Source organism: Duganella qianjiadongensis, from assembly GCF_009857915.1.
In the GTDB taxonomy this organism is placed as follows: domain Bacteria; phylum Pseudomonadota; class Gammaproteobacteria; order Burkholderiales; family Burkholderiaceae_D; genus Rugamonas; species Rugamonas qianjiadongensis.
In genome coordinates this window covers 410,747-437,615 of record NZ_WWCM01000002.1, presented here as the reverse complement: position 1 = coordinate 437,615, position 26,869 = coordinate 410,747, and the positions used below count along the sequence as shown (strand labels likewise).

At 60.6% G+C, this 26,869-nt stretch carries 16 protein-coding genes; 14 read left to right on the top strand and 2 right to left on the bottom strand.

The features are described 5' to 3' along the window. Positions 1-321 precede the first annotated feature (321 nt). Together GTP27_RS04800 and GTP27_RS04795 are read right to left on the bottom strand one after the other, a co-directional pair. Positions 322-903, bottom strand: coding sequence for a hypothetical protein (locus GTP27_RS04800; RefSeq protein WP_161038026.1), 582 nt, complete (start codon positions 901-903; stop codon positions 322-324). Between the two features lie 102 nt (positions 904-1,005). Then, positions 1,006-1,713 carry a hypothetical protein gene (locus tag GTP27_RS04795; protein WP_161038025.1) on the bottom strand — a complete coding sequence of 236 codons (708 nt, stop codon included), beginning with the start codon at positions 1,711-1,713 and terminating at the stop codon, positions 1,006-1,008. A gap of 463 nt (positions 1,714-2,176) precedes the next feature. On the opposite strand from GTP27_RS04795, the gene GTP27_RS04790 reads away from it, so the two are divergent. The 14 genes from GTP27_RS04790 to GTP27_RS04725 all read left to right on the top strand — a co-directional run bounded on the left by GTP27_RS04790 (position 2,177) and on the right by GTP27_RS04725 (position 26,753). Next, positions 2,177-2,884, top strand: coding sequence for a choice-of-anchor J family PEP-CTERM protein (locus tag GTP27_RS04790; protein ID WP_161038024.1), 708 nt, complete (start codon positions 2,177-2,179; stop codon positions 2,882-2,884). Between the two features lie 522 nt (positions 2,885-3,406). Beyond that, positions 3,407-6,511 carry a TonB-dependent receptor gene (locus tag GTP27_RS04785; RefSeq protein WP_161038023.1) on the top strand — a complete coding sequence of 1,035 codons (3,105 nt, stop codon included), beginning with the start codon at positions 3,407-3,409 and terminating at the stop codon, positions 6,509-6,511. Between the two features lie 93 nt (positions 6,512-6,604). Further along, on the top strand, positions 6,605-8,125 hold the full coding sequence (locus GTP27_RS04780) for a tryptophan halogenase family protein (protein WP_161038022.1): 1,521 nt from the start codon (positions 6,605-6,607) through the stop codon (positions 8,123-8,125). Next, positions 8,122-10,845: a beta-mannosidase gene (locus tag GTP27_RS04775; RefSeq protein ID WP_161038021.1), complete on the top strand. Its 2,724-nt coding sequence runs from the start codon at positions 8,122-8,124 to the stop codon at positions 10,843-10,845. Before GTP27_RS04780 ends, GTP27_RS04775 begins: the two co-directional genes overlap by 4 nt. 239 nt (positions 10,846-11,084) lie before the next feature. Continuing rightward, on the top strand, positions 11,085-12,071 hold the full coding sequence (locus GTP27_RS04770) for a LacI family DNA-binding transcriptional regulator (RefSeq protein ID WP_371865882.1): 987 nt from the start codon (positions 11,085-11,087) through the stop codon (positions 12,069-12,071). 20 nt (positions 12,072-12,091) lie between these two features. Continuing rightward, the gene (locus GTP27_RS04765; RefSeq protein ID WP_161038019.1) at positions 12,092-13,309 is read left to right on the top strand and encodes an AGE family epimerase/isomerase; all 1,218 of its coding nucleotides are present in this window, start codon (positions 12,092-12,094) and stop codon (positions 13,307-13,309) included. After that, entirely contained in the window at positions 13,302-14,225 is a 924-nt protein-coding gene (locus GTP27_RS04760) for a carbohydrate kinase family protein (protein WP_161038018.1), read from the top strand. The genes GTP27_RS04765 and GTP27_RS04760 overlap by 8 nt, the downstream gene beginning before the upstream one ends. Next, positions 14,222-15,691 (top strand): glycoside hydrolase family 47 protein, encoded by a 1,470-nt coding sequence (locus tag GTP27_RS04755; RefSeq protein WP_202416549.1) that lies wholly within the window; start codon positions 14,222-14,224, stop codon positions 15,689-15,691. The genes GTP27_RS04760 and GTP27_RS04755 overlap by 4 nt, the downstream gene beginning before the upstream one ends. A 15-nt stretch (positions 15,692-15,706) precedes the next feature. Next, positions 15,707-18,139: a GH92 family glycosyl hydrolase gene (locus GTP27_RS04750; RefSeq protein ID WP_161038017.1), complete on the top strand. Its 2,433-nt coding sequence runs from the start codon at positions 15,707-15,709 to the stop codon at positions 18,137-18,139. A 59-nt stretch (positions 18,140-18,198) separates the two neighbouring features. Next, positions 18,199-19,452: a sugar MFS transporter gene (locus GTP27_RS04745; RefSeq protein WP_161038016.1), complete on the top strand. Its 1,254-nt coding sequence runs from the start codon at positions 18,199-18,201 to the stop codon at positions 19,450-19,452. A 10-nt stretch (positions 19,453-19,462) separates the two neighbouring features. Next, positions 19,463-20,563 (top strand): sugar-binding protein, encoded by a 1,101-nt coding sequence (locus tag GTP27_RS04740; protein ID WP_202416547.1) that lies wholly within the window; start codon positions 19,463-19,465, stop codon positions 20,561-20,563. Between the two features lie 155 nt (positions 20,564-20,718). After that, positions 20,719-21,711, top strand: a complete 993-nt coding sequence (locus tag GTP27_RS04735) for a LacI family DNA-binding transcriptional regulator (RefSeq protein ID WP_161038015.1) — start codon at positions 20,719-20,721, stop codon at positions 21,709-21,711. A gap of 40 nt (positions 21,712-21,751) precedes the next feature. Next, the gene (locus tag GTP27_RS04730) at positions 21,752-24,688 is read left to right on the top strand and encodes a GH92 family glycosyl hydrolase (protein WP_161038014.1); all 2,937 of its coding nucleotides are present in this window, start codon (positions 21,752-21,754) and stop codon (positions 24,686-24,688) included. A gap of 4 nt (positions 24,689-24,692) precedes the next feature. Then, positions 24,693-26,753: a glycoside hydrolase family 97 protein gene (locus tag GTP27_RS04725; protein ID WP_202416545.1), complete on the top strand. Its 2,061-nt coding sequence runs from the start codon at positions 24,693-24,695 to the stop codon at positions 26,751-26,753. The last annotated feature ends 116 nt before the right edge of the window (positions 26,754-26,869 follow it).

Here is a 26,869-nt window from a genome sequence, read left to right as displayed (position 1 = left end):
TAGCGGATCGATCAGTTTGGCGCTGTTACATGGTTGGGAACCAGTTTGGTTCCGGCGTCTGTCGCTGCGAAGTCCGGCCTCATCTAAGTAGTCCGATTGCAAGAGAGGATTGGAGGAACTGTCACTGCGTTTTAGTCTGTGGTAATCTTTGTGGTAATCGACTAACCAGAACCATCAAGACTATTTTTGGAATCAATGGCTTAGAGCTTCAAGTTCGATTGCTCATTTCCGGCAAGCGGCACCAGGATCATAAAGCCCGCCACTCTTCACAGAGTGGCGGGCTTTTTCCTTTTTTATTCCCGTTCCCGTGGGCGAAAGTCTTTAATTCTCAATGCGGAACTTCCAGACGTTATCCTGCTCAATAAATCGGGCGTAGCGGATCTTGCCGGTTGCGCTGAATCTACCGTGTTCAATACGATATTCGGTGAAGTTAATCCCGTAGGGAATATCTGTGCCGGGCTTATAGCGGTAATTAATGTCGTCAAAAAGTATGACGCCGTTTTGCGCTTTGCGTACGTTTTGGCATGAGCCAAACATGCCGGGGAGTTTATAAATGACGGTTTTCCTGTGTGGACGATCTATCAGATAGACGGAAAAGTGCCGTACAGCAGTTCCGCTGCTGGCGGATGGTTGCCCTTCAATGCATGCTAGTTTCCGTGATTGATAGAAAGTGGGATGGCTGCCAAGATCTCCCGGGCTAATTTTCTCGGTTGGGAAAGCTCTTGCACCTGCAAGAGAAACTCTGCTTCCTTTCCAGAATAAATGATCATCCGCAAAGTTAGGTGCCGGTTTAATGGCCTCAGGTGGAAATACCTGCCTCGGCAACGCGCTGAAATAGTCTTGGTAGCTTTGAGCTAGCTCGTTGGAAATGGCTAGACTGAGAGTCAATATAAGTGACGTCATCGATATTCCTTGCAGCCGCTTGCATCAAGATATTTTGGCGCATGCTTCCAAAAGATGGTTTTTCCGATTGCGGCGGTTGATAACCAAACACACGGATACCATTCATATTGCGTCGCGCACATAAGACTTGGCCAGCTCGGCGCGTTTCCTGTCAAATTCCTCTGTGTGCTCGCTGAGCTGGCTTTGCCAGTGTTCCTTGTGATGCCCCATCGGCATTACCGCTATCTGATGCGCCAGCGTACGGCGCCCCGCGTTTAGCTGATTGAGCATGCGTTTGCGGTCCGCATCAATCGCAGTGCTACCGGTCATGGATGCCAGACTGGCGGTGTGGAGATAATCATCCGCCGCATCGCAATACGCTTCGAAGGCCGGCTCCAGTTCCGGCGGGATGCGGTCTATGGTGGCAAGCTTAGACTGAAACCGCTCATCGCAGACTGCGTGCGCCAGACTCAATGCCCGTACGGCGCTCGGCGCGCCTAGTCCACGCTGGTGCTGTTCCGCGATCTGCAGCACCATGGCTTTTGCTTCCTCATCGAACTGGTTCGTCGCTAAATCTGCCTGCATGCTGCTGGCTCCAGCCAGTCGGCTGACCGTGCGCCAGGCAGAGATGAAAGCGGCGAGTTCGTCGAAACAGGAGGCGTATAGGCTGAGCGCGCCGTGCTTTGCATAATCGCTGCGCAGCGCCCGCAGGGCGGCCTGCAACTGCCGGCATTGATCCTGCAAGCTAGATCGGCTGGACTCGAATTGCTTGATTGCCGAGTCATAGCGTTTCTGTCTGCCCCGTCGAATACGAGCCTTGATCGCAGCCATCGGATGGGCGAGCGCGTGCGTTAGCGTGGCCAGACGCGATCGCGCGGCTGGGCTGGCGGCGCTATGTAAGGCACGGCTAGATAGAGGGGAGGTGCTAGCGCCGGCGTGAGTAGGCTGTATGTCGGTATCGATAGGCCCCGGTGAACTGGTGCGCGGCAAAGAGGATGAAATCAATGGTGGTCCTGTTTTCTTGTTGCTTCTGCCGCGGTAAGTAACGCTGGTGCCGGCACGGTTCCCGGATGCTCGCCGTATGGATGTGCAATCGCCTGAATGTTGCCATCAACGGGATTGAAGCAGATCGTTGTTTTTATGCAAAAATTTCAATTTGAGCATTAAAACAATAATGAAAATATTATAAATAATATACTATTTGTTCATGCATATTCATAACATGAAGTTTGCATAGCCCGGCGTGGCGGGTGTCTCGCCGGATTCCCATAGACTGCTTGATGGAGGTGTAGATATGGCTGTAACGTTTAAACCTGCGTTGTTGTCGGCTCTGTTCCTTACGCTGGCTTTAGGTGCCGGCGCGGCTTCTGCTGGTGCTTTGACGGAAAATTTTGATGGTGGCATACCGCAAGGATGGACTGTGGTGAATAACAGCGATCCACTTGGCTCGGCCGATTGGTTCACAGGTAATCCTGCAGTATTCGCAGCACAAAGTGGCGCAGCCAATTCCTATATTGCTGCTAACTACAACAGCGGCGCGGATGTGTCGAATATCAGCAATTGGCTGATCATGCCAACTTCCACTTTCCATAATGGCGACACGGTTTCGTTCTTCACCCGTACGGCAGATAATTCGCTCTGGCCCGATCGTCTGGAATTGCGCTTCAGCAAGGTTGGTGGCATCGATGTGGGCAGCACTTCGGATAGCGTCGGCACTTTCTCCACCTTGCTGCTGTCGGTGAATCCGAATGAAAATCTGTTCGGCTATCCCGAGACCTGGACCAAATACAGCGTGACGCTGAGCGGCCTGTCCGGCGCAACCACCGGTGCACTGGCCTTCCGCTATGCCGTGACTGATGGCGGCCCGGATGGCGACAACTCCAACTTTATCGGCATCGATACCTTGACGGTTACTGCCGTGCCGGAGCCTAGCACCTACCTGATGCTTGGTGCCGGTCTGGGGCTGGTAGGGCTGGTGCGCAAGCGCAAGGCCAGCGTGTAACAGCGGCCTGCTGCATCAGCCGTTAAACGCCTAACACTGTACTGTTCTGCAGGCCGCTCTGTCAGCGGCCTGTTTTTCTTCAGCCTCTAGTTGTTCCGCCAAAAGAAGCACCGCTTACCTCTCTGATATTGCAGCGCCTTCGTGCCGCATTCCTGTCCCTGCCTATCCCCGCCAGATTTGTTTAGTGACGGCCAGATGCCGCTTACGAGGCAAATTTGCCGTTGTCGTAAATACACCTCACTCTTGTTTACTAATCAAACTAAACTAAATGCCAATTTTGAAATCCTGTTGAATGGCAAAAACTTAGTTTGTATAAACAGTTATGGGCGAAACGCGATGCCCATCGACATGCAGGTGGCACCTCTGTCGTTTAGTAAATCGTCTGAAGCTGTGCCCCAAAACGCGGTGCACAGTGCAGCAATACGGAGAGACGCGGGAGGCCGCCACCAGTTCCACGGGTCATGGGAACTATGCTACCGCCATATAAAAAAGCCCGAACTCGGGCATAACTAGGAGATCTACATGATGTTCAGTACCCATCTCGCCAGCCGGCAGCCCCGCTGCTCTGTCAAACCGCTCGCCCTCGCGGTAGCGGCGGCACTGGTCGCGCTGTCCAGCGCCCACGCGCAAACGGAAAGCAAAGCAGCCGATGCCAAAGGCGATAGCGTCCAGCCAGCGACCGTGCAGGTTACCGGCTACCGCTATGCGATCGAACAAGCGCTGGACCAGAAGCGCAACGCCAACGCTATCGTCGAAGTGATTACCGCCGAAGACGTGGGCAAATTCCCCGACAAGAACGTGGCCGATGCGCTGCAGCGCGTGCCGGGCGTGATCGTCAACCGCGATGGCGGCGAAGGCAAGAACGTCAGTGTGCGCGGCCTGTCGTCGGAACTGACGCTGACCCAGCTGAACGGCAACTACATCGCTACCGCCGAATCGAACGGCGACCCTACCCGTTCGTTTAACTACATGCTGATGCCGTCGAATATGCTGTCCAGCGCCGAACTGTTCAAGACGCCGGAAGCGCGCCTCGACGAAGGCGGCATCGGCGGCACGGTGATCCTGCACACGCGCCGTCCGCTGGAAGTGAAGTCGGGCAGCGGCTTCGTTTCGGCCGAGGGCACCTGGGCCGACACGACCAAGAAAACCGACGGCCAGTTCTCCGGCCAGTACGCCTGGCACGACGACGCTAACACCTTCGGTATTCTGGCCGGCTACACCCAGCAGAAGCGCACCACCCGCACCATGGGCGCCAGCACGGAAAACTGGCAGTGGTATGCGGACGACTACAAAGCCCATCCGGCCACCGACGTGAACGGCAAACCATCGGGCCTGAATTCGCGCTGGTGGGGGCAGTCCGGTTTCTACGACCAGAACGGCAAGTACTACACCAACTTCATGATGCCTACTTCCGTCAATCTGAACGTGAAGACTGAGGAACGTGAACGCAAGGGCGGCCAGCTGACCATGCAGCTCAAACCGATGCGCAACCTTACGCTGACCGGTAACTACTTCCGCTTCGATCTGTCGCAGGATTCGCAGACCAACACGCTCAAAGTCCCCGAGTGGAATCTGGCGCGTTACGATGGCGACGGCAACTGGCCCGGTGGCCGTATGCTCGATGGCCTGACCTTCGACCGCAGCGGCACCATCGTCACCGGCGCGCAGTACAGCGCCCACGCCGGCAAGAAATACTACTGCAGTGGCGATGCCGCTGCTGCCGCAGGCTACAAGAACACCGGCGGCTTCGGTCCGGACGACTGCACCATTCCTACGCCGCAGATCACCGGCAGCTACAATCAGGAGAAGTCGCTATCGCAGACGGCCGACTTCGAAGCTGACTGGCACGGCCAGTCGCTCGACGCGCTGTTCAAGCTGGGCCGCACCTGGGCCAGTGGCGGTCCTTCCATGCAGTTCACCATGCCGATCAAGCCGCGCGTGCAGAATGCCGATGGCAGCTGGACGCTGGGTAACTACGCCAGCGCATGGAGCACGCAGGGCACGCCGACCATGACCTTCTCGCCTGAACTGATGGCCAATCTGCAGAAGGGCATAGGCGAGATCGACCTCGGCTCGACCCAGTCTTCGTGGACCCGCAACAGCACCGAGCAGAAGTATCTGCAGGGTGATTTCACGTGGCATGCCGATAGCAACTGGCTCGATTCCTTGCAGTTCGGTGCCAAATACCGCGACGGCGGCACCCACCGCAGCACTGGTAATAACTACTGGGCCTGCAAAGGCAAGGATGCCAGCAACTACGATAACCGCTATCAGGCCGGTTGCGATTCCACGGCTTCGCGCTTCCAGCCGGGCTTCCTGTATGCTGATTCGCTGGCTAATCTGACGGGTGGCATCAAGGCCAGCGCCTTCCCGGCGATTAACTTCCCTGCCTATATCGCCTACCTGAACCAGACCTACGGCGCCATGCAGACCCGTAACGAAGACAACTTCGTCTACAACGTCGGCGAGAAAATCTCGTCCTTGTATTTCCAGGCGAATGTGAAGACGGACCGTCTGCGCGGTAATGTCGGCCTGCGTGCGGTGCGTACCCGCCAGCACGCCGATTCGACCGACCGCGTGGATAACTACAGCGACTACTTCTTCAACGGCGCCAATGGCGCGCCGGCACCGTGCCAGGCTGGTGGCAAGCCGGCGGCCGGTGCACCGGCCGGTTCCGGTTGCGTCAGCGGCTTTACCACGCTGCCGGACAGCACGGCGCATACCTCGTCATTCGTGGTCAGCTCGCTGGACCGCACCTATAACGACGTGCTGCCTAGCTTTAATCTGGCCTACGACCTGAGCGATCAGCTGCTGCTGCGTGCTGCAGCATCCAAAGTAGTGGCCCGTCCTAGCTACGGCGATATCGCTTCGCCCGGCGGCCTGCAGTACTACAGCCAGGAATACGTCAACGATCGCCGTCTGATCGGTGGCGGCGACCAGCAGGGCTGGTTCGGCGAAGGCAGCAACAAGGCGCTGGAACCGTACAAGGCCAAGCAGTTCGATCTGGGTCTGGAGTGGTACTTCCACCGTGGTTCGGTGCTGGGTACTGGCCTGTTCCGCAAGAACGTTAGCAACTTCGCCGTACCCGTGGTGCTGACCATGCCGATGACGGTAGGCGGCCAGACGGTCAGTGTGCAGAACTACTCGACCAGTGCCGGTGGCCGTAACGCGGTATCGCAAGGTATCGAACTGTATGGCCAGCATACGCTCGATAACGGTCTGGGTGTGCAGTTCAACTACACCTACAACAAGACCAATCAGGCCGCGATCACGCTGGCTGACGGTAAACAGATCGGCACTTCGCCACTGGTGGGCAGCGCCCGCAACCAGACCAACCTGACCGTGTTCTACGGCACGGACCAGTATATGGTGCGGGCTTCGTATAACCGTCGCGGCGAGGTGGTGGGTGGCCTGATCAACGGTCTGAATGTGTATTCGGATCCGTACAGCCAGGTGGACCTGAACGCGTCGTACAACTTCACCAAGCAACTGAGCCTGACTGCTTCGGTGCTGAATCTGACCCGTCAGGAAACCCGTTCGCATCTGGGTAATGACACTACGGATCGCTTCTACGGCAATAACTACACGGGCCGTGTGATCTACGGTGGCCTGAGCTACAAGTTCTAACAACCTCCCCCGGCTCCCCATCCCGCCGGGTGGGGAGTTTTCTCCGCAGTTGCCGGTTGTGCTGGCAACTGCCTTCTTCTTTTGGGCGGCGCAATGACTACGCACAAACGCATTTCCAAAATCACCGTCGTGGGGGGCGGCAGCGCCGGCTGGATGGCCGCTGCAGCACTGACTACGTATCTGGGAAAGGGCGCCTCCGTGCGGCTGATCGAGTCCGAGGAAATCGGCATCGTCGGCGTGGGCGAGGCCAGCGTGCCGCACATCCGCCAGTTCAATGGCCAGTGGCTGGGGCTGGACGAAGCCGAATTCGTCAAGCGCACCCAGGGCACAGTCAAGCTGGGCATACAATTTAACGACTGGGGCCGCATAGGCGACAGTTATATACACGGCTTCGGCGCCATCGGACGCTCGCTGGGGCCGCTGCCATTTCACCAGTTCTGGCTCAAGCTGCATCTGGCTGGTAAAGCCGGAGCGATAGGCGACTACTCGCCGCAGACAGTCATGGCGCCACAGGGCAAATTCACTTCGGGCGACCGCAATGCCGCAGCGGGCTCGCCGCTGGCCGACATCGCCTATGCCTACCATTTCGATGCGGCCCTGTATGCGCGCTATCTGAGGGAGGTGGCGGAGCAGCGCGGCGTGCAGCGCATCGAGGGCAAGATCGTCAGCGTGCAGCAGCGCGCGGACGATGGCTTTATCGAATCCGTCACGCTGGCTTCGGGGCAGGTGGTCGATGGCGAGCTGTTTATCGATTGCTCGGGTTTCCGCGGTCTGCTGGTCGAAGAGACCTTAAAGACGGGCTATGTGGACTGGTCGCACTGGCTGCCATGCGACCGCGCGGTGGCCGTTCCCTGCGCCAGCGTGCAGCCGATTACGCCCTACACGCGTTCGACGGCGCGCGCCGCTGGCTGGCAGTGGCGCATCCCTTTACAGCACCGCATCGGCAATGGCTATGTGTATTCGAGCCGCTATCTGGGCGACGACGAAGCCGCAGCGACTCTGCTGGCCAACCTTGATGGCGAAGCGCTGGCCGAGCCGCGCCTGCTGCGCTTTACCACCGGCATGCGCAAGAAAATCTGGAACCGTAACGTCGTGTCGCTGGGCTTGGCCAGCGGCTTCCTTGAACCGCTGGAATCGACCAGCATCTATCTGGCGCAATCGGGTATCACGCGCCTGCTTGGCCTGTTCCCCAATGCGGACTTCCATCCCCAACTAGCCGAACAATACAATCGCGAGACGGCATTCGAATATGAACGGGTGCGCGATTTCCTGATTCTGCACTACCACGCCACCGAGCGCAGCGACACGCCGTTCTGGGACTACTGCCGCACCATGCAGGTGCCTGACAGTCTGCGCGAAGCGATGGAACTATTCCGTACCGACGGGCGCTACTTCCGCAATGGGGAGGACTTCTTCGCCCTGCCTAGCTGGGTGCAGGTGATGCTGGGGCAGGGCATACTGCCACAGGGTTACCATCCCATCGTGGACGAGATGCCGGAATCTAAACTGGTGGAACTGGTGGAAGGCATGCGCGGCATGCTGGCTCATGCCGTGGCGGCCATGCCCAGCCATCAGGAGTGGCTGGAGCGTTACTGGAAAGCGCGTGCAGCATGAGTGCGCGGACCATCACGTGGTGCAGCGTTGCGCTGCTGCTTGGCGGCCTGCTAACGCTACTGTCCGGAGCACAGGCCGGTGCTGCTGAAGCTAGCCGAACTTCTGTCCTAACGGAACATACGGCTGCCAGGGGCGGGCGCGAGACGTCGCGCCTGCAAATACTCGACCGGGGCTGGAGCTTCCGCCTGTTGCCGGGAGATGCCCAGATGGCCGCGCATCCGGAGGCGGCGGGCTGGAAGTCTGCGACGGTGCCGGGTACGGTGCATACCGACCTGTTTGCCAACAGGCTGATACCCGATCCCTACGTGGGTGCACCGGAAGCGGGCCTGCAATGGATAGGGCTGGCGGACTGGGAATACCGCAGCCGCTTTGATGCCAGCACGGCGACACGCAACAGCGCCCGTAGCGATCTGGTATTCCATGGTATAGATACCTTTGCCGAGGTGTGGCTTAACGGCGAGAAGCTGCTTGATGCCGACAATGCCTTCCGCGTCTGGCGTGTAGCAGTGCAAGGGCGCTTGCGCGCGCGTGGCAACGAGCTGCGCATCGTGCTGCGTTCGCCCATCAACAAGCTGCTGCCGCAAGTAGCGGCGATGCCGAACAAGCTGGCCGGGAATTATCCCTCGCCCTATGGCGATGAACCAGCCGATGCCATGACGGCCAACTTTGTACGCAAGCCCGGCTATCACTATGGCTGGGACTGGGGGCCGCGCTATGTCACCGCCGGCATCTGGAACGCGGTGCAGCTGCAAAGCTGGGATGTGCTGCGTATCGACGATCTGCAGCTGCGGCAGGATCATGTGGATGAGCAGCGCGCCGAACTGGCAGCCATCGCCACCCTTGATGCAGTAGCGGCCGGCAGTGTCGAACTGCGTCTGTGGCAGACCGCGCCGGACGGCAAGCGCGTGCTGGCGGTGCAGCAGCGCGCGGAACTGAAGCAGGGCAGCAACCGCATCGAATTGCCGGTCCATGTGGCGCATCCGCAGCGCTGGTATCCCAACGGCTACGGCGCACAGGCGCTGTACCAGTATGAACTGGAAGTGGCGCAAGGGAGCAAACAGCTTGCCAGTAGCAGTGCCCGCACCGGCTTGCGCAGCATTGTGCTCAAGCGCGAGAGTGACGCGCAGGGGCAGAGCTTCTACTTCGAGGTGAACGGCATTCCAGTTTTTGCTAAAGGCGCCAACAGCATACCGTTCGATATGTTCCGTCCGCGCGTGAGCAAGGCGCAGCTGCGGCGCGTGCTGGAGTCAGCGCGTGATGCCAATATGAATATGCTGCGCAGCTGGGGGGGCGGCTACTACGAGAGCGATGCGTTCTTCGAGCTGGCCGATGAACTGGGGCTGCTGGTCTGGCAGGACTTTATGTTCGGCGGCGGCATGCAGCCCGCCTATGACGCAGCTTTTCGTGCCAGTGTGATTGCTGAAGCGCGCGACAATGTGCGGCGCTTGCGCAACCATCCCAGCCTTGCACTCTGGTGCGGCAATAACGAAGAAGAAATCGCCTGGAAGTACTGGGGGCCGGGCAAGGCCATGATGCAGGCAGATCCTGCATTGGCAACGCGGGTCTGGAACGGCTACGTGCAACTGTTCGGCACCGATCTGCGCAAGGTGGTAGCGGAGGAAGGTGGCGGCATCGCCTACTGGGCCAGTTCACCTAGCGATGATCTGGCCGAAGTCGCCAACACTGCCGCTAGCGGCGACATGCATTACTGGGAAGTGTGGGGCAATCCGGCCCATCCGGTGAGTAAATATCTGGAGATTACGCCGCGCTTCATGTCGGAATATGGTTTGCAAGCCTGGCCGGTGCAGCGCACGGTGGACGCGTTTGCTAAACGCGCCGAGCAGGGAATGGCGACGCCCGTCATCGAGGCGCACCAGAAATTCATGGCCGGTAAAGGCAACGAGCGCCTACTGAAATATGTGAGCGACGAATTCGGCACGCCAGCGGATTTCGCCAGCTTTATCTATCTGAGTCAGGTGGCGCAGGCCGAAGGCATCGCGCTGGCCGCCAGCCACCACCGCGTCAGCCGGCCCTACACCATGGGATCACTGTACTGGCAGCTCAATGACGTGTGGCCCGGTGCTTCGTGGTCCAGCGTGGACTGGTACGGACGCTGGAAGGCACTGCATTTCTATGCGCGCCGCTTCTACGCGCCGGTAGCAGTGGCTGCGCTGCGCAATGCTGGCGGCACCAGTACCGTCAATCTGCTCAATGACCGCAACCGTGCTGTGCGCGGCGAATTGAACATGCGCGTGATGACGCTCGATGGCCGTGTGCTGCGCGACGAGCACCGCAGCGTAGCACTGGCGCCGCTGTCAGCGCAGCGCATTGCTGAATATGCCGATGCCGAGCTATTAGGTGGCGCTGACCCCGCTACTACCTTCGCCGTGTTCGATTTACAGGTCGCAGGCGAGGCCGCGTCACGCAGCGTGCTGTACTTCTCTCCTGCCAAGGCAATGCGCTGGCCGGACGCGCAACTACAGGCGCGGATACACCAGACCCGGGGCGGCATGCAGCTGGAACTGAGCGCGCGCCATCTGGCCCGCGCAGTCTGGATAGATTTTGGCGATCTCGACGCGGAGCCGGCAGATAACGCACTGACGCTGCTGCCCGGTGAAACCGTACGTCTGCCACTGCGCTCCAGCGCCAGTCTGGCCGCGTTGCGCAAAGCCTTGCGCGTGTTCTCGGTGGGCGATGTGCTGGCACGGTCGGAACTTTGATGCGTTCAGTTTTACTAAACAATGCTAAAGAGCGTCCCCATCCGGCGTGCACGATTGTTGGTAAAAACTGCCGCTGATATAAAAGCGGCATAGGCGGGACAAGGCGAAAAGCCGGATTTTCTACCGTCATAAAACGTCCGCCGAAACGTTTATTAAACCGAAAACTGGAGACACTAGATGATTCTGAATTTGCTGCAAGGCCTGCTGCGCGGCGGGCCGTGGATATTGCGGGAGCTGGCGTGAGCCAGGCCACCCTGCGTGATATCGCGGCTGCCACCGGTCTGTCGATCGGCACGGTATCGCGCGCATTGAAAAACCAGACGGGCATGACGGAGTCTACCCGCAGTCTAGTGCGTGAAACGGCGGAACGCCTGGGCTACGACTTCGGCCAGCTGCGCAGTGGCCCTATCCGCCGCATCGCCTTCCTGCTGCATAGCCAGCACAACACGCTCGCTTCGGGTTCCTTCTTCTCGCCAGTGCTGCATGGTGCCGAGGAAGTCTGCCGGCGCGAGGGGATAGCGCTATCATTTTTCGCCGTCGGTCCCGCCGAGCCGGTGACGGGGCTGATCCGTCTGCACCAGCCGGACGCCATACTTTGCGCCGGCTACTTCGAGCCGGAAGTGCTGACCGCATTGCAGCAAGCCGGTAAACCCATCGTACTGGTGGATATGCAGCGGCGCGGCTTCAGGTCCGTCAATCCGGACAATCTGCACGGCGGCTATCTGGCTACCCAGCATCTGCTGCGCTCGGGGCGCAGACGTATCGCCATGCTGTCCGGTTCAATGGCTCATTACAGCATTCAGCAGCGCAATCGCGGCTTCCGGCAGGCCCTGTTCGACGCCAGAGTGCATGCCGATCCTGATCTGGAAGTGATGCTGCCCGCAGTGGGCGACGCCGAACAGAGTGTCAGCGACGCCATGCAGGCCTTGCTGGCATTGCCTAAACGGGCCGATGCCGTGTTCTGCTACAACGACAGTACCGCGCTGGCAGCCATGAAAGCGTGCCGCAAAGCGGGGCTGAAGATCCCGCAGGATATTGCCATCGTCGGCTTTGACGATATCGCTGCCGCTCCTGCCGGCATCCCGCCGCTCAGCACTGTCCGCGTGGACAAGGCGATACTGGGACAGACCGGCGTCGAACTACTGCTACAAAAAACTGAAAACCACCCATCCCAGATAACCGTACCAGTTGAGCTGATCGTGCGCGAGAGCAGTCACGGCGTTTAACCCAACCAACCGGAATAACTATGACCAATTTACCGAATTTCCGCAGCCCGAGTGTCTTGCTGGAGCATGCACGGCACACTATGCGCTTCTACCATCCGCGCGCGATCGATCCGGCTGGCGGCATGTACCACTACTTCAGGGACGATGGCAGCGTGTACGACATGCAGCAGCGCCATCTGGTGAGCAGTACGCGCTTTGTATTCACGTACGCCATGGCCTACCGCCATTTCAAGGATGAAGCTTATCTGAAGGGCGCAGAGCATGCGCTGCGCTTTCTGCGTGAAGTGCACCGCGATCCGGTAGGCGGCGGTTACGCATGGCTGCTCGATGGCACGCAGGTGATCGATGGCACCCAGCACGCCTACGGACAGGCTTTCGTGCTGCTGGCCTATGCCCACGCCAGCATGGCCGGTCTGGAACAGGCGCAGCCATGGATAGAAGAGACTTTCGCATTGATGGAGCAGCGTTTCTGGGATGCGCAGGCCGGCCTGTATGCCGACGAAGCTAGTCAAGACTGGAGTGTGCTGTCCAGCTATCGCGGCCAGAACGCCAATATGCATGCCTGCGAGGCGCTGCTGGCGGCCCATCAGGCGACGGGCCAGCTGCGCTATCTGGAGCGGGCTTATACGGTGGCCTACAACATCACCCAGCGTCAGGCGCAGCGTTGCGGTGGACTGATCTGGGAGCACTATGACGAACAGTGGCAGCCTGACTGGAAGTTCAACTTCGATGATCCGGAAAACCTGTTCCGTCCTTGGGGCTATCAGCCTGGCCACTTTACCGAATGGGCCAAACTGCTGGTGCAACTGGAAGCTCGCGCCCACGGCGTACTGGCGCAGCCGCTGGACTGGCTGGTGCCGACGGCCGAGCGCCTGTTCCGTGTAGCGCTGGAACAGGGCTGGGACCCGGAGAACGGCGGGGTGTGCTATTCGCTAGCGCCCGAGCTGCATGTGTGCGACGGCCACAAGTACTTCTGGGTGCAGGCTGAAAGCGCAGCCGCAGCGGCACTGCTGGCCGAGCGCACCGGCAATAGCGAATACTGGGACTGGTACCAGCGTCTGTGGGCATACAGCTGGACCTATCTGGTCGATCACCAATATGGCGCGTGGTACCGCATACTCGATCAGCAGAACCGCAAGCTCAGTGACGAAAAGAGCCCGGCTGGAAAAGTCGACTACCACACCATGGGTGCCTGCTACGACATCCTGACCGTGCTGGGAAAGGCCGATCATGCATGAAGCTCCCGTAATGCTGTGCGCCGGCGAGGCGCTGACCGATATGATCCATCAGGGCCATGAGCAGTGGATCAGTCAGGTGGGCGGCTCGGTGTGGAATGTGGCGCGCGCGCTGGCGGCGCTGGGCGAGCGTACGGCGTTTGCTGGCGCGATCAGCAACGACCGGTTTGGCGCAGCGCTGTGGAATGCCAGTGCTGCCGTGGGGCTGGATATGCGGCTGATCCAGCGCGTGCAGCGCTCGCCGCTGCTGGCCATTGTGGAGCAGGGCGAGCCGCCCAGCTATTTCTTCGTCGGCGACGATAGCGCCGACCTGCATTTCAATCCTGCCGCGCTGCCCGCTGGCTGGTCCGGCGCGCTGCGCTGGGCCCACTTTGGCGGTATCAGTCTGGCCCGCCAGCCACTGGCCGGTACGCTGGTGGCGCTGGCCGGACAGCTGAAAGCGCAGGGCGTGGCGATCAGCTATGACCCTAACTTCCGCAATCTGATGGACCAGAGCTACCAGCCTACGCTGCGCACCATGGCGGCACTGGCCGATGTGATCAAGGTATCGGACGACGATCTGCGCGGGCTATTCCCCGGCGCGACGCTGGATCAGGCCTTGCAGCAGCTGCGTGCGGCTAATCCGGCGGCCTACTGCCTGCTGACGCGCGGCGGGCAGGGCGCGACGCTGTTCCATGGCAGCGAGCGGGCCGATGCGCGCGCGCCGCAGGTGGAAGTGGTCGATACCGTCGGCGCTGGCGACGCCAGTGTGGCGGGCCTGCTGCATAGCCTGGCCTGCTACCCGCAACGAAATCTGCAGGCGCACCTGCATGCCGCGCTGGCGGCAGGTTCTGCTGCCTGCCTGCAGGCAGGTGCCAATCCGCCGCAGGCAGCGGCGATGAACCAATTCTTCGAACAATTACAAGGAGACAGCAAGTGAAACAACCCAACCGATTTTCCCTGTTCCAGCCCGCACTGCGCGGCCTGAATATCGCGCTGCTGGCTACCTTGCCATGGTTCGCGCAAAGTGCCGGTGCGGCAGAAGCGCCGCTGGCGGCTAAGGCGAGTGCCAAGGCGGCAGCGGCCACGCCATTGCGTCCGGTCAGCGAGGCGGAAGCAGCGGCACTGGCCCAGCAGGTCAAGGATGAAGTACGCCATGCGTGGCACGGTTACAAGCAATACGCATGGGGCCACGATGCCCTTAGCCCGCTCAGCAAGAAGCCGCGTGACTGGTACGAGCATTCGCTGCTGATGACGCCGGTCGATGCGCTCGATACCCTGATGATCATGGGCCTGAAGACGGAAGCGGATGAGGCGCGCGAGCTGATCGCCCAGCAGCTCAACTTCGATCAGGACATGTATGTGCAGAACTTCGAAATCACCATCCGCCTGCTGGGCGGCCTGATTTCGGCGTATCAGATCAGCGGCGATGCACGCCTGCTCGACAAGGCCGAAGATCTGGGCAAGCGCCTGCTGCCGGTATTCGAATCGCCTACCGGCCTGCCCTATACCCATGTGAATCTGCGCACCGGCAAGGTACGCGGCAAGCTCAGTAATCCGGCCGAGACGGGCACGCTGGTGCTGGAGTTCGGCATGCTGAGCCGCCTGACGGGCAAGCCGGTGTATTTCGAAAAATCCAAGCGCGCGCTGGTCGCCACCTACAAGGCTGCATCGCCTATGGGACTGGTCGGCTCTACCATCGACGTGGAGACGGGGCGCTGGGCCGATACGGGGGCCCATATCGGCGGCGGCATCGATTCCTACTACGAGTACCTGAACAAATGCTGGCGCCTGTTTGGCGATATGGAATGTAAAGCCATGTGGGAGCACAGCATCGAAGGTGTGAACAAGGCGCTGGCGGACCAGCGTAACGGCGGCCTGTGGTACGGCCACGCCGATATGAATACCGGTATCCGTACGAAAACCCAGTACGGTGCGCTGGATGCCTTCATGCCGGCGCTGCTGGCACTGGGCGGCGATATGAAGCGTGCCAGGGCACTGCAGGAATCCGGCCTGCGCATGTGGCGTCTGCATGGCGTCGAACCGGAATCGCTCGATTATGCGAGCATGACGGTGCAGTCGCCCGGCTATGCACTGCGCCCCGAGATCGTCGAATCGGCCTACTACCTGCACCACTACACGGGCAATCCGCGCTACCGCGCCATGGGCCGCGAGTTCTGGCAAGCGTTTGTGCGTTACTGCCGCACCGAAGCAGGCTACGCTGCGTTGAAAGATGTACGCAGCAAGGAGCAGGAAGATTCGATGGAGAGCTTCGTCTTTGCCGAGACGTTCAAATACTTCTACCTGCTGTTCGCACCTAAGAGCGCGCTGAATTTCGACGGCGTCACCTTCAATACGGAAGCCCACCCGCTGCATCTGCCAGCGGCAGCACCGGCAGCGCACTAAGCGGAGCATAGGCAGATGAACCTCATTACCTTAAGCCGTAGCCTGAGCCGTCTGGGCTTGCTTGCAGCAGCCTGCGGGCTGCAGACACTGGCGCTGGCCGCTATGCCGGCAGCTAGCATGCCGGTGAATACCTTCATCGGCACTCAGGACGAAGGCAATACCTTCCCCGGCGCTTCGGCACCGTTCGGCATGATACAGGTCAGTCCTAGCGGCGAGCATTACGCCGGCTGGCGTTACAGCGATGCGCGCATACGCGGCTTTGGCCACTCCTATCTGTCCGGTGCCGGCTGCTGGGAGCAGGGCGGGCAGGTCTCCGTGCTGCCGGTGACAGGCCGCATCGGCGCCGGTGGCGATATCGACACCAGCAAGGCGGAGAGCTTTGACTACCGCCGCTACGCAGCCGAATACACCCATGATGGTGAAGTGGGACAGGCTGGCTACTACAAAGTGCAGCTGACCAGCTACGGCGGCATAACTGCCGAAGCGACAGCGCTGACCCGCGCCGCAGCCGAACGCTATACGTTTGCCGCCGGCACGAAAGATGGCCATCTGCTGGTCAATCTGGGACAGGCCAACGAACGGCATGCGGTGGTGGGCAGCGAGCTACGCGTTATCGATAACCGCAGCATCGAGGGCAAGGTTGTCACCAAAAGCTTCTGCGGCGGCGCCCAGTACACCACGTGGTTCCGTATGGTGTTCGACCAGCCATTCACGGCGCATGGCATCTGGGATGATCAGGGCGGCAAAGCAGGTGTGAACGGACCTAGCCAGCAGGGCGAAGCCCGTCCGCACGGCGCGTGGTTCAGCTTCGATCTGAAGTCGGGCCGCAGCGTCACTGCGGTGAGCGCGATTTCCCATGTCGATGCGGAGGGCGCCCGCGTCAACCTGCAGGCCGAAGGTATGCAAGGTGGCAGTCCGCTCGGTTTCGACGCCATGCGCGCGCAGGCACAGGCTAGCTGGCAGCGCGAGCTGTCGCGCGTGCGCATCGAGGGCGGCAGTCAGGATGACCGCACGGTGTTCTACACGGCTCTGTACCACACCCTGTTGCAGCCACTGACGGGCAACGATGCCGATGGGCGCTATCGCGGCTACGACAGCGCGATACATACGGCGAAAGACTGGACCTACTACGAATTCTTCTCGCTGTGGGATACCTACCGTGCGCAGAACCAGATGCTGGCACTGCTGCATCCGCAACGTGCGCGCGATATCGCCAGCTCCGTGCTGAAAATCCGCGAGCAGGGCGGCTGGCTGCCGCGCTGGGGCTATGCCAATTTCGAAACCAATATCATGACGGGCGATCCGGTAACACCTTTCCTGGTTGACCTGTGGCGCTATGGCGCACTCAAGGGGCGTGAGCAGGAAGCTTATGCCGCGCTGCGCGAGAATGCCTTTGGTGTGCCGCCTAACGGCATCCGTGCTCAGGGCCGTGCCGGTAATGAAAGCTATATGCGTCAGGGCTTTGTACAGTACGACCGTGGTTTTGTCTCGAAGGGCATGGACGTCGATCCGCACCACGGTGCCTCGGCTACGCTGGAATATGCACTGGCCGACGGTGCACTGGCTACCATGGCACAGGCATTGGGCCAGCAGCGCGATGCGGCGACGCTGGCGCAGCGTGCCCTGAACTGGCGCACGATCTGGGATGCCAGCGTCAAGGATGCGGCCACGGGTTTGCAAGGCTTTCCCCGTCCGCGCCTGATGGATGGCAGCTGGTTCAGCGAACTGACGGGCGGCTACGATCCGCGTAGTGATCGTGGCTTCCATGAAGGCACGGCATGGCAGTACCAGTGGCTGGTGCAGCAGGACGTGCCGGGGCTGGTGGCAGCCATGGGCGGACAGAAGGAAGCGTTGCGCCGCCTCGATCTGTTCTTCGACTATGACGCTGTGCAGGCCGATGCCGCAGCCGTGCGCAAGTCATGGGTAGTGGGACCGTACAGCTATTACAGCCAGTTCCGTTACAACCCGAATAATGAACCGGACCTGCACGCACCATGGATGTACACCCTGATGGGCCAGCCGTGGAAAACGACTACCGTGCTGCGCGCGGCAGAGACTCTTTTCGGCAATGGCCCTGGCGGCGTGACGGGTAATGACGATCTGGGTACCATGTCGGCCTGGTATCTGTTCAGCGCACTGGGGCTGTATCCCGATGTGCCGGGCAGTGGCCGCTTCCTGCTGCACGCGCCGCGTTTTGCCAAGGCGGAGATCGATCTGCCGCAAGGCCGTGTGCTGAGCATCAAGGCACCCGCCGCAGTCCCGGGCGAGCGCCGCTTTGTGGAGAGCGTGCGATGGGATAGCCAGCCGCAGTCACGCGTCTGGCTGGACTGGGAGCAGATCCAGGCCGGTGGCACGCTGGACTACCAGCTGACGCCGCAGGCCGAACGCGCAAGCTGGGGCACCCGCGCCCGTGATCTGCCCAAAGCGCCGGCTGGGATTGCGCCCTGAGCGGAATTGCCAGTCCACCCTGAATAACAACGACAACGAAGAGACCACAGGAGTACACGATGGAACACATTTCGCAGCGCGCGCCGTTGCAGCATGCGCAGGCCAGTAGCGCCAATACCGGCCCGCTGATTATCATCACCACGCTGTTCTTCATGTGGGGGCTGCTGACAGCGCTCAACGACGTGCTGATCCCTCACCTGAAAGCACTGTACACGCTCAACTACGTGCAGGCCATGCTGGTGCAGTTCTGCTTTTTCGGCGCCTACTTCCTCGTGTCGCTGCCCGCCGGTATGCTGATCAAAAAGATCGGCTACCAGAATGGCGCAGTGGCGGGGCTGGTGATTGCCGCCGCCGGCTGTGCACTGTTCTATCCGGCTTCGATGAGCGGCTATGCGCTGTTCCTGCTGGGCTTTTTCGTACTGGCTTCCGGCATCACGATACTGCAGGTAGCTGCCAATCCTTATGTGACGGTGCTGGGCGATGCGCGCACGGCATCGAGCCGCCTGACACTGACGCAAGCCTTCAATTCGCTGGGCACCACGGTGGCGCCTACGCTGGGCGGCATTCTGATACTGTCCAGTGACGTGACGGACCGTGCGGCGCAGGCGGCCAGCGTGCAGGGGCCGTATCTGGCGCTGGCCGGCGCTTTGCTGCTGCTGGCCCTGATGTTTGCCTTTGCCCGTCTGCCCAAAATCGATTATGCGGAAGATTCCGTTCCGGTTGCTGGCGCAGCGAAAGAATCGGCGCTGTCGCATCCACAGCTAGTGATGGGCGCCATCGGCATTTTCCTTTATGTGGGTGGCGAAGTTAGTATCGGCAGCTTCCTGATTAACTTCCTTGGCGAGCCGAATATCGCCAGCCTGCCGGCCGATATGGCAGCGCACTACGTCAGCTATTACTGGGGTGGCGCCATGGTAGGCCGTTTCATCGGCTTCCTCGTGATGCGCTACGTTAGCCCCGGCAAGACGCTGGCCTTCAATGCCGCTGCTTCGATGACGCTGATACTGGTGGCCATCTTCGGCCACGGCCAGACGGCGATGTGGGCGATACTGGCGGTTGGTCTGTGCAACTCCATCATGTTCCCGACCATTTTCAGTATGGCACTGTACCGCCTCGGTAATCTGACCGGTCAGGCTTCGGGCATACTGTGCATGGCCATCGTGGGCGGCGCCATCGTGCCATTCGCCCAGGGCCTGCTGGCCGATTCCATCGGCCTGCAACAGTCTTTCCTGATGCCCTTGCTGTGCTATGCCTTTGTGCTGTACTTCGGCGTGAAATACGCCGGACTGTATAGCACTGGCGAGCAGGCCTGAAATGCGCGCCATGCGGATGCTGAGACCTGCGTTGGCTCTTTGTGCTGCGCTGGCAGGGGCGGGCGCTTATGCGCAACTGGCAGCGGTGGCCCATCCTGCCATCGCTTTCCAGCCGCGTTACTACATCGCCTACCGCGCCAGCACGCCGCCCCGGATTGACGGCCAGCTGGACGAAGCGGACTGGCAGAAGGCGGAATGGACAGAAGACTTTGTCGATATCGAAGGCCCGTCCAGACCCACGCCGCGCTTCCGCACCCGCGCCAAGCTGCTGTGGGACGACGAGTACCTGTACTTCGCCGTGGAGATGGAAGAGCCCGACCTGTGGGCTACACTGACCGAGCGCGATAGCGTGATCTATCACGATAACGACATCGAGCTGTTCATCGATCCCGAAGGCAGCACGCACCGCTACATGGAGCTGGAAATCAATCAGCACGGCACAGCGTGGGATCTGCTGTTGACTAAACCTTACCGCGATGGCGACAAAGTAGCCTACACAGGCTGGGACATGCATGGCCTGAAGATAGGCCGCCAGCTGCGCGGCAGCTTGAACCATCCCGGCGACCAGGATCAAGGCTGGACGGTGGAAGTGGCCATACCGTGGCGCGCTCTGCGCGAAAGCCATGACGCGGTGCTGCATCCGCTGGCTGGTGAACAGTGGCGCCTGAACTTCTCGCGCGTGGAGTGGCGCACCAGCAGTGCCGATGGGCGCTACCGCAAGTTGACCGATGCCGCAACGGGCCAGCCGCTGGCCGAGGATAACTGGGTATGGTCGCCGCAGGGCGTGGTCAATATGCACTATCCCGAGATGTGGGGCGTGGTGCAGTTCTCCGGCCAGAATGTAGGAGGGCAGCGCGATGCATGGCGCCCCGATCCGGCACAGGCGGCGAAGTGGGCGCTGCGCGAAGTGTATTACGCCCAGCGCAGCTATTTCGCTAAACACCAGCGCTTCGCCGCCAGCCTGTCGCAACTGGGGCTGAAACTGGCGCCGGTGGCCGGCTATGTCTGGCCGCCCCGTATCGAAGCGACATCGCAGCAGTTCTCGGCCCGCCTGCAGGGCCGCGACGGTCAGGCCACGCTGCAGATCGACCACGATGGTCTGCTGCACTGACAGGAGTGCCGGTTTTGTTTAGTAAATTCCCGATAAACTCGCTATCTGTGGCTGGTCCAGCCCTTGCTGGCGACAGTGCCATGGCTATACTGACAAGTGTAGCAGCCCGCAGAGGCGCAGATTGCATGGGTTTAGTAAAAACGGGAGTGAGACACATGAGCGTTACCATCCGCGATATCGCCAAAGCCACCGGGCTTTCGAGCGGCACCATTTCGCGCGCACTGAAAAACGAGGGCGGCCTGACAGAAGAAACCCGCCGTATGGTAGTGGAAACGGCCCGCAGCATGGGTTACGACATGGGGCGGCTGCGCCAGAAGAAGCTACGTCGCCTGACCTTCCTGCTGCACCGCCAGCACAACAATATGTCCAGCAGCCCGTTCTACACGCCGGTGCTGCATGGCGCGGCAGAAGCCTGCCGCAAGCACGGCATCATACTTTCGTTCACTGCGGTGGGGCCGGCGGACGGCATCGTCGAGCAGATCCGTCTGCACCAGTCGGACGCGATTCTGTGTGCCGGCTACTTCGAGCCGGAGCTGCTGGCCGTGTTGCGCAGCATAGGCAAGCCGCTGGTACTGATCGATATGAAGCTGGCCGGCTACACCTCGGCTAATCCGGACAATATGATGGGTGGCTATCTGGCAGCGCGCCATCTGCTCGATATCGGGCGCGAACGGATCGGCTTTATTTCCGGTTCGCTGGCCCACTTCAGTATTCGCGAGCGGGCGCGTGGCTTCCGTCAGGCGCTGTTCAATGCAGGCGTGCTGGCCGATCCGCGGCTGGAAGTGATGATGCAGGAAGGCGTGGAGCTGGAAGCGGCGGCGCGCGAAGCGATGGAAACGCTGCTGGCCTTGCCCCATCCGCCCGATGCCGTGTTCTGCTACAACGATGCAGCGGCGCTGGTGGCCATGGATGCCTGCATGCGCGCCGGCCTCAAGGTTCCCTACGATATCAGCATCGTCGGCTTCGACGATATTGCTGCCGCTGCTCACGCGCGCAGGCCATTAACCACGCTCAGTGTGGACAAGAGCGCGCTCGGTGCGCTGGGCGTGGAACTGCTGCTCAATGGCGAAACGGATGAAGTGATAGAACGCGTGCTGCCGGTGAATCTGGTGGTGCGCGAAAGTACGGTCTGCCGACCGAATAACTAGCCTTAACTACGCCCACTACGATTAGAAAGGGACGTTCTCCATGCTTTATCGCTCTATCATGCTCGCTGTAGCATGGGCCGCTGCATTGTCTACTGCTTCAGCGTGGGCGGCCCCGCCGGCCGATCTGGCGCGCTACGTCAACCCCATGGTGGGCACCGGCGGCCATGGCCACACCTTCCCCGGACCTACACTACCGTTCGGCATGATACAGCCGGGCCCCGATACCCGCCTGACGGGCTGGGATGGCAGCAGCGGCTACCACGATAGCGATCGCGTGGTGTATGGCTTCAGCCACACCCATCTCTCCGGCACCGGCGTATCCGACTATGGCGACATACTGCTGCTGCCTGCAACAGGCAAGGTCAAATGGGCTAGCGGCTACCGCTACAAGGGCGAGGACCCGCTGCCGTTCGATGGCAGCGGCTACGGCAGCCAGTTCGATAAAGCCAGCGAACGGGCCGAAGCCGGCTATTACGGCGTAACGCTCAAGGATTATGGCGTGCGGGCCGAGATCACCACGACCTTGCGCACGGCGCTGCACCGCTGGACGTTTGCGCGGGCCGATCAGGCCCACGTCATGCTCGATCTTTCCCATCGTGGCGAACTGCTGGCAGCGGGGCTGAACGTGCTTGATGACCGTACCGTGGCGGGCTGGCGCCGTACTAAAGCGTGGGCGGCGAATCGTCCGGTCTACTTCATCGTCCGCTTCGATCATCCCTTCAAACGTCTGGCAGGGCCGATGGGGCAGGAGCAGATCAAGGCGGCGCTGGCATTCGACCTGAAGGCGGGCGAAGTGCTGCAGGCGCAGGTAGGCATTTCTGCCGTTGATGCCAAGGGGGCAGCAGCTAATCTGGCGGCAGAGCAGAAGGGCTTTGCCTTCGATAAGGTGCGCCAGCAGGCACGCGCCGCATGGAATCGCCAGCTGTCGCGTATCGAAGTGGAAGGCAGTAGCGAGAAGGACACGCGGGTGTTCTACACGGCGCTGTATCACAGCTTTGTGCAGCCGAATACTTTTCAGGACGTGGATGGCCGCTATCTAGGCCGCGATGGACGGGTGCATCTGTCGCATGATGGCACGCGCTACTCCGTGTTCTCGTTGTGGGATACCTTCCGTGCTGCCCACCCGTTGTACAGCATCGTCGAGCGGCGCCGCAGCGAAGATTTCATCAAGACCTTTATCGCCCAGTTTAATGAAGGTGGCCGCTTGCCGGTCTGGGAACTGTGGGGCAACGAGACGGACTGCATGATAGCCTACCACGTGGTGAGCGTGATCGCTGATGCGTATGCAAAAGGCATCCGCGGCTTTGATGCCAAGGCTGCGCTGCATGCCATGGTGAAGAGCGCCGAAGTCGATAAGTATGGCCTGACGACCTATCGCAAACAGGGTTATCTGCAAGGCGACGAGGAAGCCGAAAGCGTCTCCAAGACACTGGAATATGCCTATGACGACTGGTGCATTGCCGTGCTGGCGACGGCGCTGGGCGAGAAGGACATTGCACAGCGTTTTGCCGCCCGCGCCGAAGGCTGGCGCAATCTGATCGATGAACAAGGCCATGTGCATCCGCGTGTCAAAGGGCGCTGGCTGGAAGGCTATGATCCGGCTGAAGTCAGCGTCAATTTCACGGAAGCGAATGGCTGGCAGTACGGCTTTTTCGTACCGCATAACATCGAAGGCTTTATAGCGCGGGTGGGCGGTAAGGAGAAGTTCCTGCAGCTGCTGGATGACTGCTTCAATGCGCAGCAAGGCCTGAGCGGGCGCCATCAGGTCGATATCACGGGGCTGATAGGCCAGTATGCACACGGCAACGAGCCTAGCCACCATATGGCTTACCTGTATGCCTACGGTGGCCAGCCATGGAAAACCCAGGCGCTGGTAAAACGGCTGATGGACGAAATGTACAACGATACGCCGGACGGGCTAGCCGGAAATGAAGACTGCGGCCAGATGAGCGCATGGTATGTGATGAGTGCACTGGGCTTGTATTCGGTGACGCCGGGCCAGCCAAATTACGTGATTGGCACGCCGCGCTTCCGGCGCGCCACCATCCATCTGGAAAATGGCAGGCGCTTCACCATCCGTGCCGATGGCGCTGGGCCCTACATACAGGCAGCGCAACTGAACGGTAAGCGCTGGAGTCCCGTATGGCTTGCGCACGACGCCATCATGCAGGGCGGTGAACTGCGCTTCAGCATGGCGGCTACGCCGTCGCAATGGGGCAGTGCGGTGGCAGAGCGGCCCCGTAGCGGTCAGGTACATGCTGTCGAACAGGTGGTGCTGGCACCGGTGGCCAGCGGGCCATATCGTTTCAAGGATACCGCGGTGCTTGATGCGCAGGTCATGGAACCGGTCGATGCTATCCACTACAGCGTTGACGGCAGCGAGCCTGATGCCGCCAGCCCTCTGTGGCATGGTCCGCTGACGGTCAGCGCAACGACCACACTCAAGCTGCGCGCACGGCGCGGTCAGTACTGGAGCCCTGTAACCGAAGTGCCTGCGGTGAAACTGAGCGAACAACTGAAGATCACCCTCAAGCATGCGCCGAATGGGCAGTATGCCGCTGGCGGTGCGGCAGCGCTGGTCGATGGTATCCGTGGCGGGAACGACTTCCGTCTGGGCGGCTGGCTGGGTTTTTATGGCGTGGATCTGGATGGTGTGATCGATCTGGGCGAGCAGCGCAAGCTCAGGCGGGTGGCCGTGAACTTCCTGCAGGACCAGAATAGCTGGATCTTCATGCCCAGGGCGCTGGAAGTGGAAACCAGCAGCGACGGTATGCAATGGACACTGCTGGGGACAGTGCAGAATATGGTGGACGAACATGCCGACGGCAGTATTATCCGTGAGCTGGCCGTGAACGCGGATGGCAAAGCCGGCCGTTATGTGCGGGTGCGTGGCGTAGCACCCGTGTGGTGCCCGGACTGGCACAAAGGGCAGGGCAACCGCAGTTTTATTTTTGCCGATGAAATCACCGTGGAGTAAGACGATGCGCAGTGAACTGCAACGGAATAGAAAGGGCGCGGCCCTGCTGCTGGCCGCCGTAGCGCTGGTATGCGGCAAGCTGCAGGCGAAGGAAGTCAGTGTCAGCTCGCCCGATGGCAAGCTGATCGTGATCGTCAGCGACGAGCGCGGTGCGCCGAATTATCGCGTCCGCTATGCGGGCAAGGAAATCATGCCGGCCGCACGGCTGGGCCTGGCGCTGCGCGCAGGGCCGGAACTGGGCGAGGGCTTCAGCATCGCCGCCATCCATACGTCGGACAAGGATGAGACATGGGAGCAGCCATGGGGCGAACGCCGGCTGGTGCGCGACCATCACCGCGAACTGCTGGTGGAGCTGACGCGCGGCGGTAAAACGCCACGCAAGTTCGCCTTGCGCCTGCGCGTTTTCGACGATGGTCTGGGCTTCCGCTACGAGGTGCCGCGTCAGCGAGGCGTAGAGCAGGTGGAGATTACTGACGAACGCACCGAGTTCCGTTTTGCCGAGAGCGACAAGGTGCGTGCATGGTGGATACCGGCGCGCTACTGGCGCAGCTACGAAGCGTTGTACCAGAAAACCGCTCTGCGCGATGCCGCGCATGTGGAAACGCCGTTCACGCTGCGACTGCCCAGTGGCGTGCATCTGGCGCTGCATGAAGCTGCGCTGACCAACTATGCGTCGATGACGCTGAACCAGCGCCGTGAGGGCATATTCAAAGCCGATCTCACTCCATGGTCGGATGGCATCAAGGTCAAACTACGCGCCCCATTCAATACGCCATGGCGCACGGTGCAAGTGGCGCCTGATGCAGCGGGTTTGCTCAATTCCGATCTGATCCTGAACCTTAACGAACCGAACAAGCTGGGTGACGTTTCGTGGGTCAAACCCGGCAAGTACGTGGGCATCTGGTGGGCCATGCACCTGTGGCAGAAGACCTGGGCCTCGGGCGACAAGCATGGCGCAACCACGGCCGAAGTCAAGCGCTACATGGACTTCGCCGCCAGGCATGGCTTTAGCGGTGTGCTGGCCGAAGGCTGGAATGTGGGCTGGGATGGCGACTGGCCCGAGAACGGCGAATTGTTCAGATTTTCCCAGCCATATCCGGACTTCGATATGGCGTCAGTAGCAGCCTATGGCCGTAGCAAGGGCGTCAAGCTGATCGGCCACCACGAGACCTCGGGTGCCGTGAGCCACTACGCCAGCCAGATGGGCGCCGCCTATGACTACGCCCGCGCCAGTAATATCGATACCATCAAGACCGGCTACGTGGCCGATAACGAGCGTATCAAGCGCATCGATGAAACAGGGCAGGTGCGCTACGAGTGGCACGATGGCCAGTTCATGGCGGGCGAGTATCTGCGTTCGGTGACTGAGGCGGCCAGGCGTCACATCGCTATCGACACCCACGAGCCGATCAAGGATACGGGGCTGCGCCGTACCTATCCCAACTGGATCTCGCGCGAGGGCGCGCGCGGGCAGGAGTACAACGCCTGGGGCTACCCGCCCAATCCGCCCGAGCACACGGCGATACTGCCGTTTACCCGCATGCTGTCCGGGCCGTTCGACTACACGCCCGGCATCTTCAATCTGGAACCGAATGGCAAAGGCCACGAGAACCGTGTGCGTTCCACGCTGGCCAAGGAACTCTCGCTGTATGTGGTGCTGTATTCGCCCGTGCAGATGGCGGCAGACCTGATCGAAAACTACGAAGCCCGTCCCGATGCCTTCCAGTTCATAGCCGATGTGCCGACCGACTGGGAGCAGAGCCGTGCGCTGGCCGGAGAAGTGGGCGAGTATGTGGTGATGGCACGTCAGCAGCGCGGCGCGCAGGACTGGTATCTGGGGGCACTGAGCAACGAACGCGCGCGCGATATACAGTTCAAGCTCGATTTCCTTGATCCGCAGCGGCGTTATCAGGCGCAGATCTACCGCGATGGTGCGAACGCGGACTGGGAGAGCGCTCCTTACGATATGGTGATCGAGCAGCGCGAGGTGCGCGCCAGCGAGGTTATGACGCTGCATCTGGCTGCCGGTGGCGGTGCCGCGATCCGCTTCAAGGCACTCGACTAGCGCAAGCTGGTTTGTTCCGGTGGCCTGAAAAATTCCTGCTATGTCGCATAAAAGCGCCGTAATGGCGTTTAATTTGCGCTGTTTGCGCTGCCGGATGCGGCAGGCTTGACGATCCG

Coding starts and splice junctions, on each gene's coding strand:
- GTP27_RS04765 (WP_161038019.1), top strand. CDS start 12,092: ATGACCAATTTACCGAATTTCCGCAGCCCGAGTGTCTTGCTGGAGCAT.
- GTP27_RS04745 (WP_161038016.1), top strand. CDS start 18,199: ATGGAACACATTTCGCAGCGCGCGCCGTTGCAGCATGCGCAGGCCAGT.
- GTP27_RS04740 (WP_202416547.1), top strand. CDS start 19,463: ATGCGGATGCTGAGACCTGCGTTGGCTCTTTGTGCTGCGCTGGCAGGG.
- GTP27_RS04760 (WP_161038018.1), top strand. CDS start 13,302: ATGCATGAAGCTCCCGTAATGCTGTGCGCCGGCGAGGCGCTGACCGAT.
- GTP27_RS04790 (WP_161038024.1), top strand. CDS start 2,177: ATGGCTGTAACGTTTAAACCTGCGTTGTTGTCGGCTCTGTTCCTTACG.
- GTP27_RS04730 (WP_161038014.1), top strand. CDS start 21,752: ATGCTTTATCGCTCTATCATGCTCGCTGTAGCATGGGCCGCTGCATTG.
- GTP27_RS04775 (WP_161038021.1), top strand. CDS start 8,122: ATGAGTGCGCGGACCATCACGTGGTGCAGCGTTGCGCTGCTGCTTGGC.
- GTP27_RS04735 (WP_161038015.1), top strand. CDS start 20,719: ATGAGCGTTACCATCCGCGATATCGCCAAAGCCACCGGGCTTTCGAGC.
- GTP27_RS04800 (WP_161038026.1), bottom strand. CDS start 903: ATGACGTCACTTATATTGACTCTCAGTCTAGCCATTTCCAACGAGCTA.
- GTP27_RS04725 (WP_202416545.1), top strand. CDS start 24,693: ATGCGCAGTGAACTGCAACGGAATAGAAAGGGCGCGGCCCTGCTGCTG.
- GTP27_RS04795 (WP_161038025.1), bottom strand. CDS start 1,713: ATGGCTGCGATCAAGGCTCGTATTCGACGGGGCAGACAGAAACGCTAT.
- GTP27_RS04785 (WP_161038023.1), top strand. CDS start 3,407: ATGATGTTCAGTACCCATCTCGCCAGCCGGCAGCCCCGCTGCTCTGTC.
- GTP27_RS04780 (WP_161038022.1), top strand. CDS start 6,605: ATGACTACGCACAAACGCATTTCCAAAATCACCGTCGTGGGGGGCGGC.
- GTP27_RS04750 (WP_161038017.1), top strand. CDS start 15,707: ATGAACCTCATTACCTTAAGCCGTAGCCTGAGCCGTCTGGGCTTGCTT.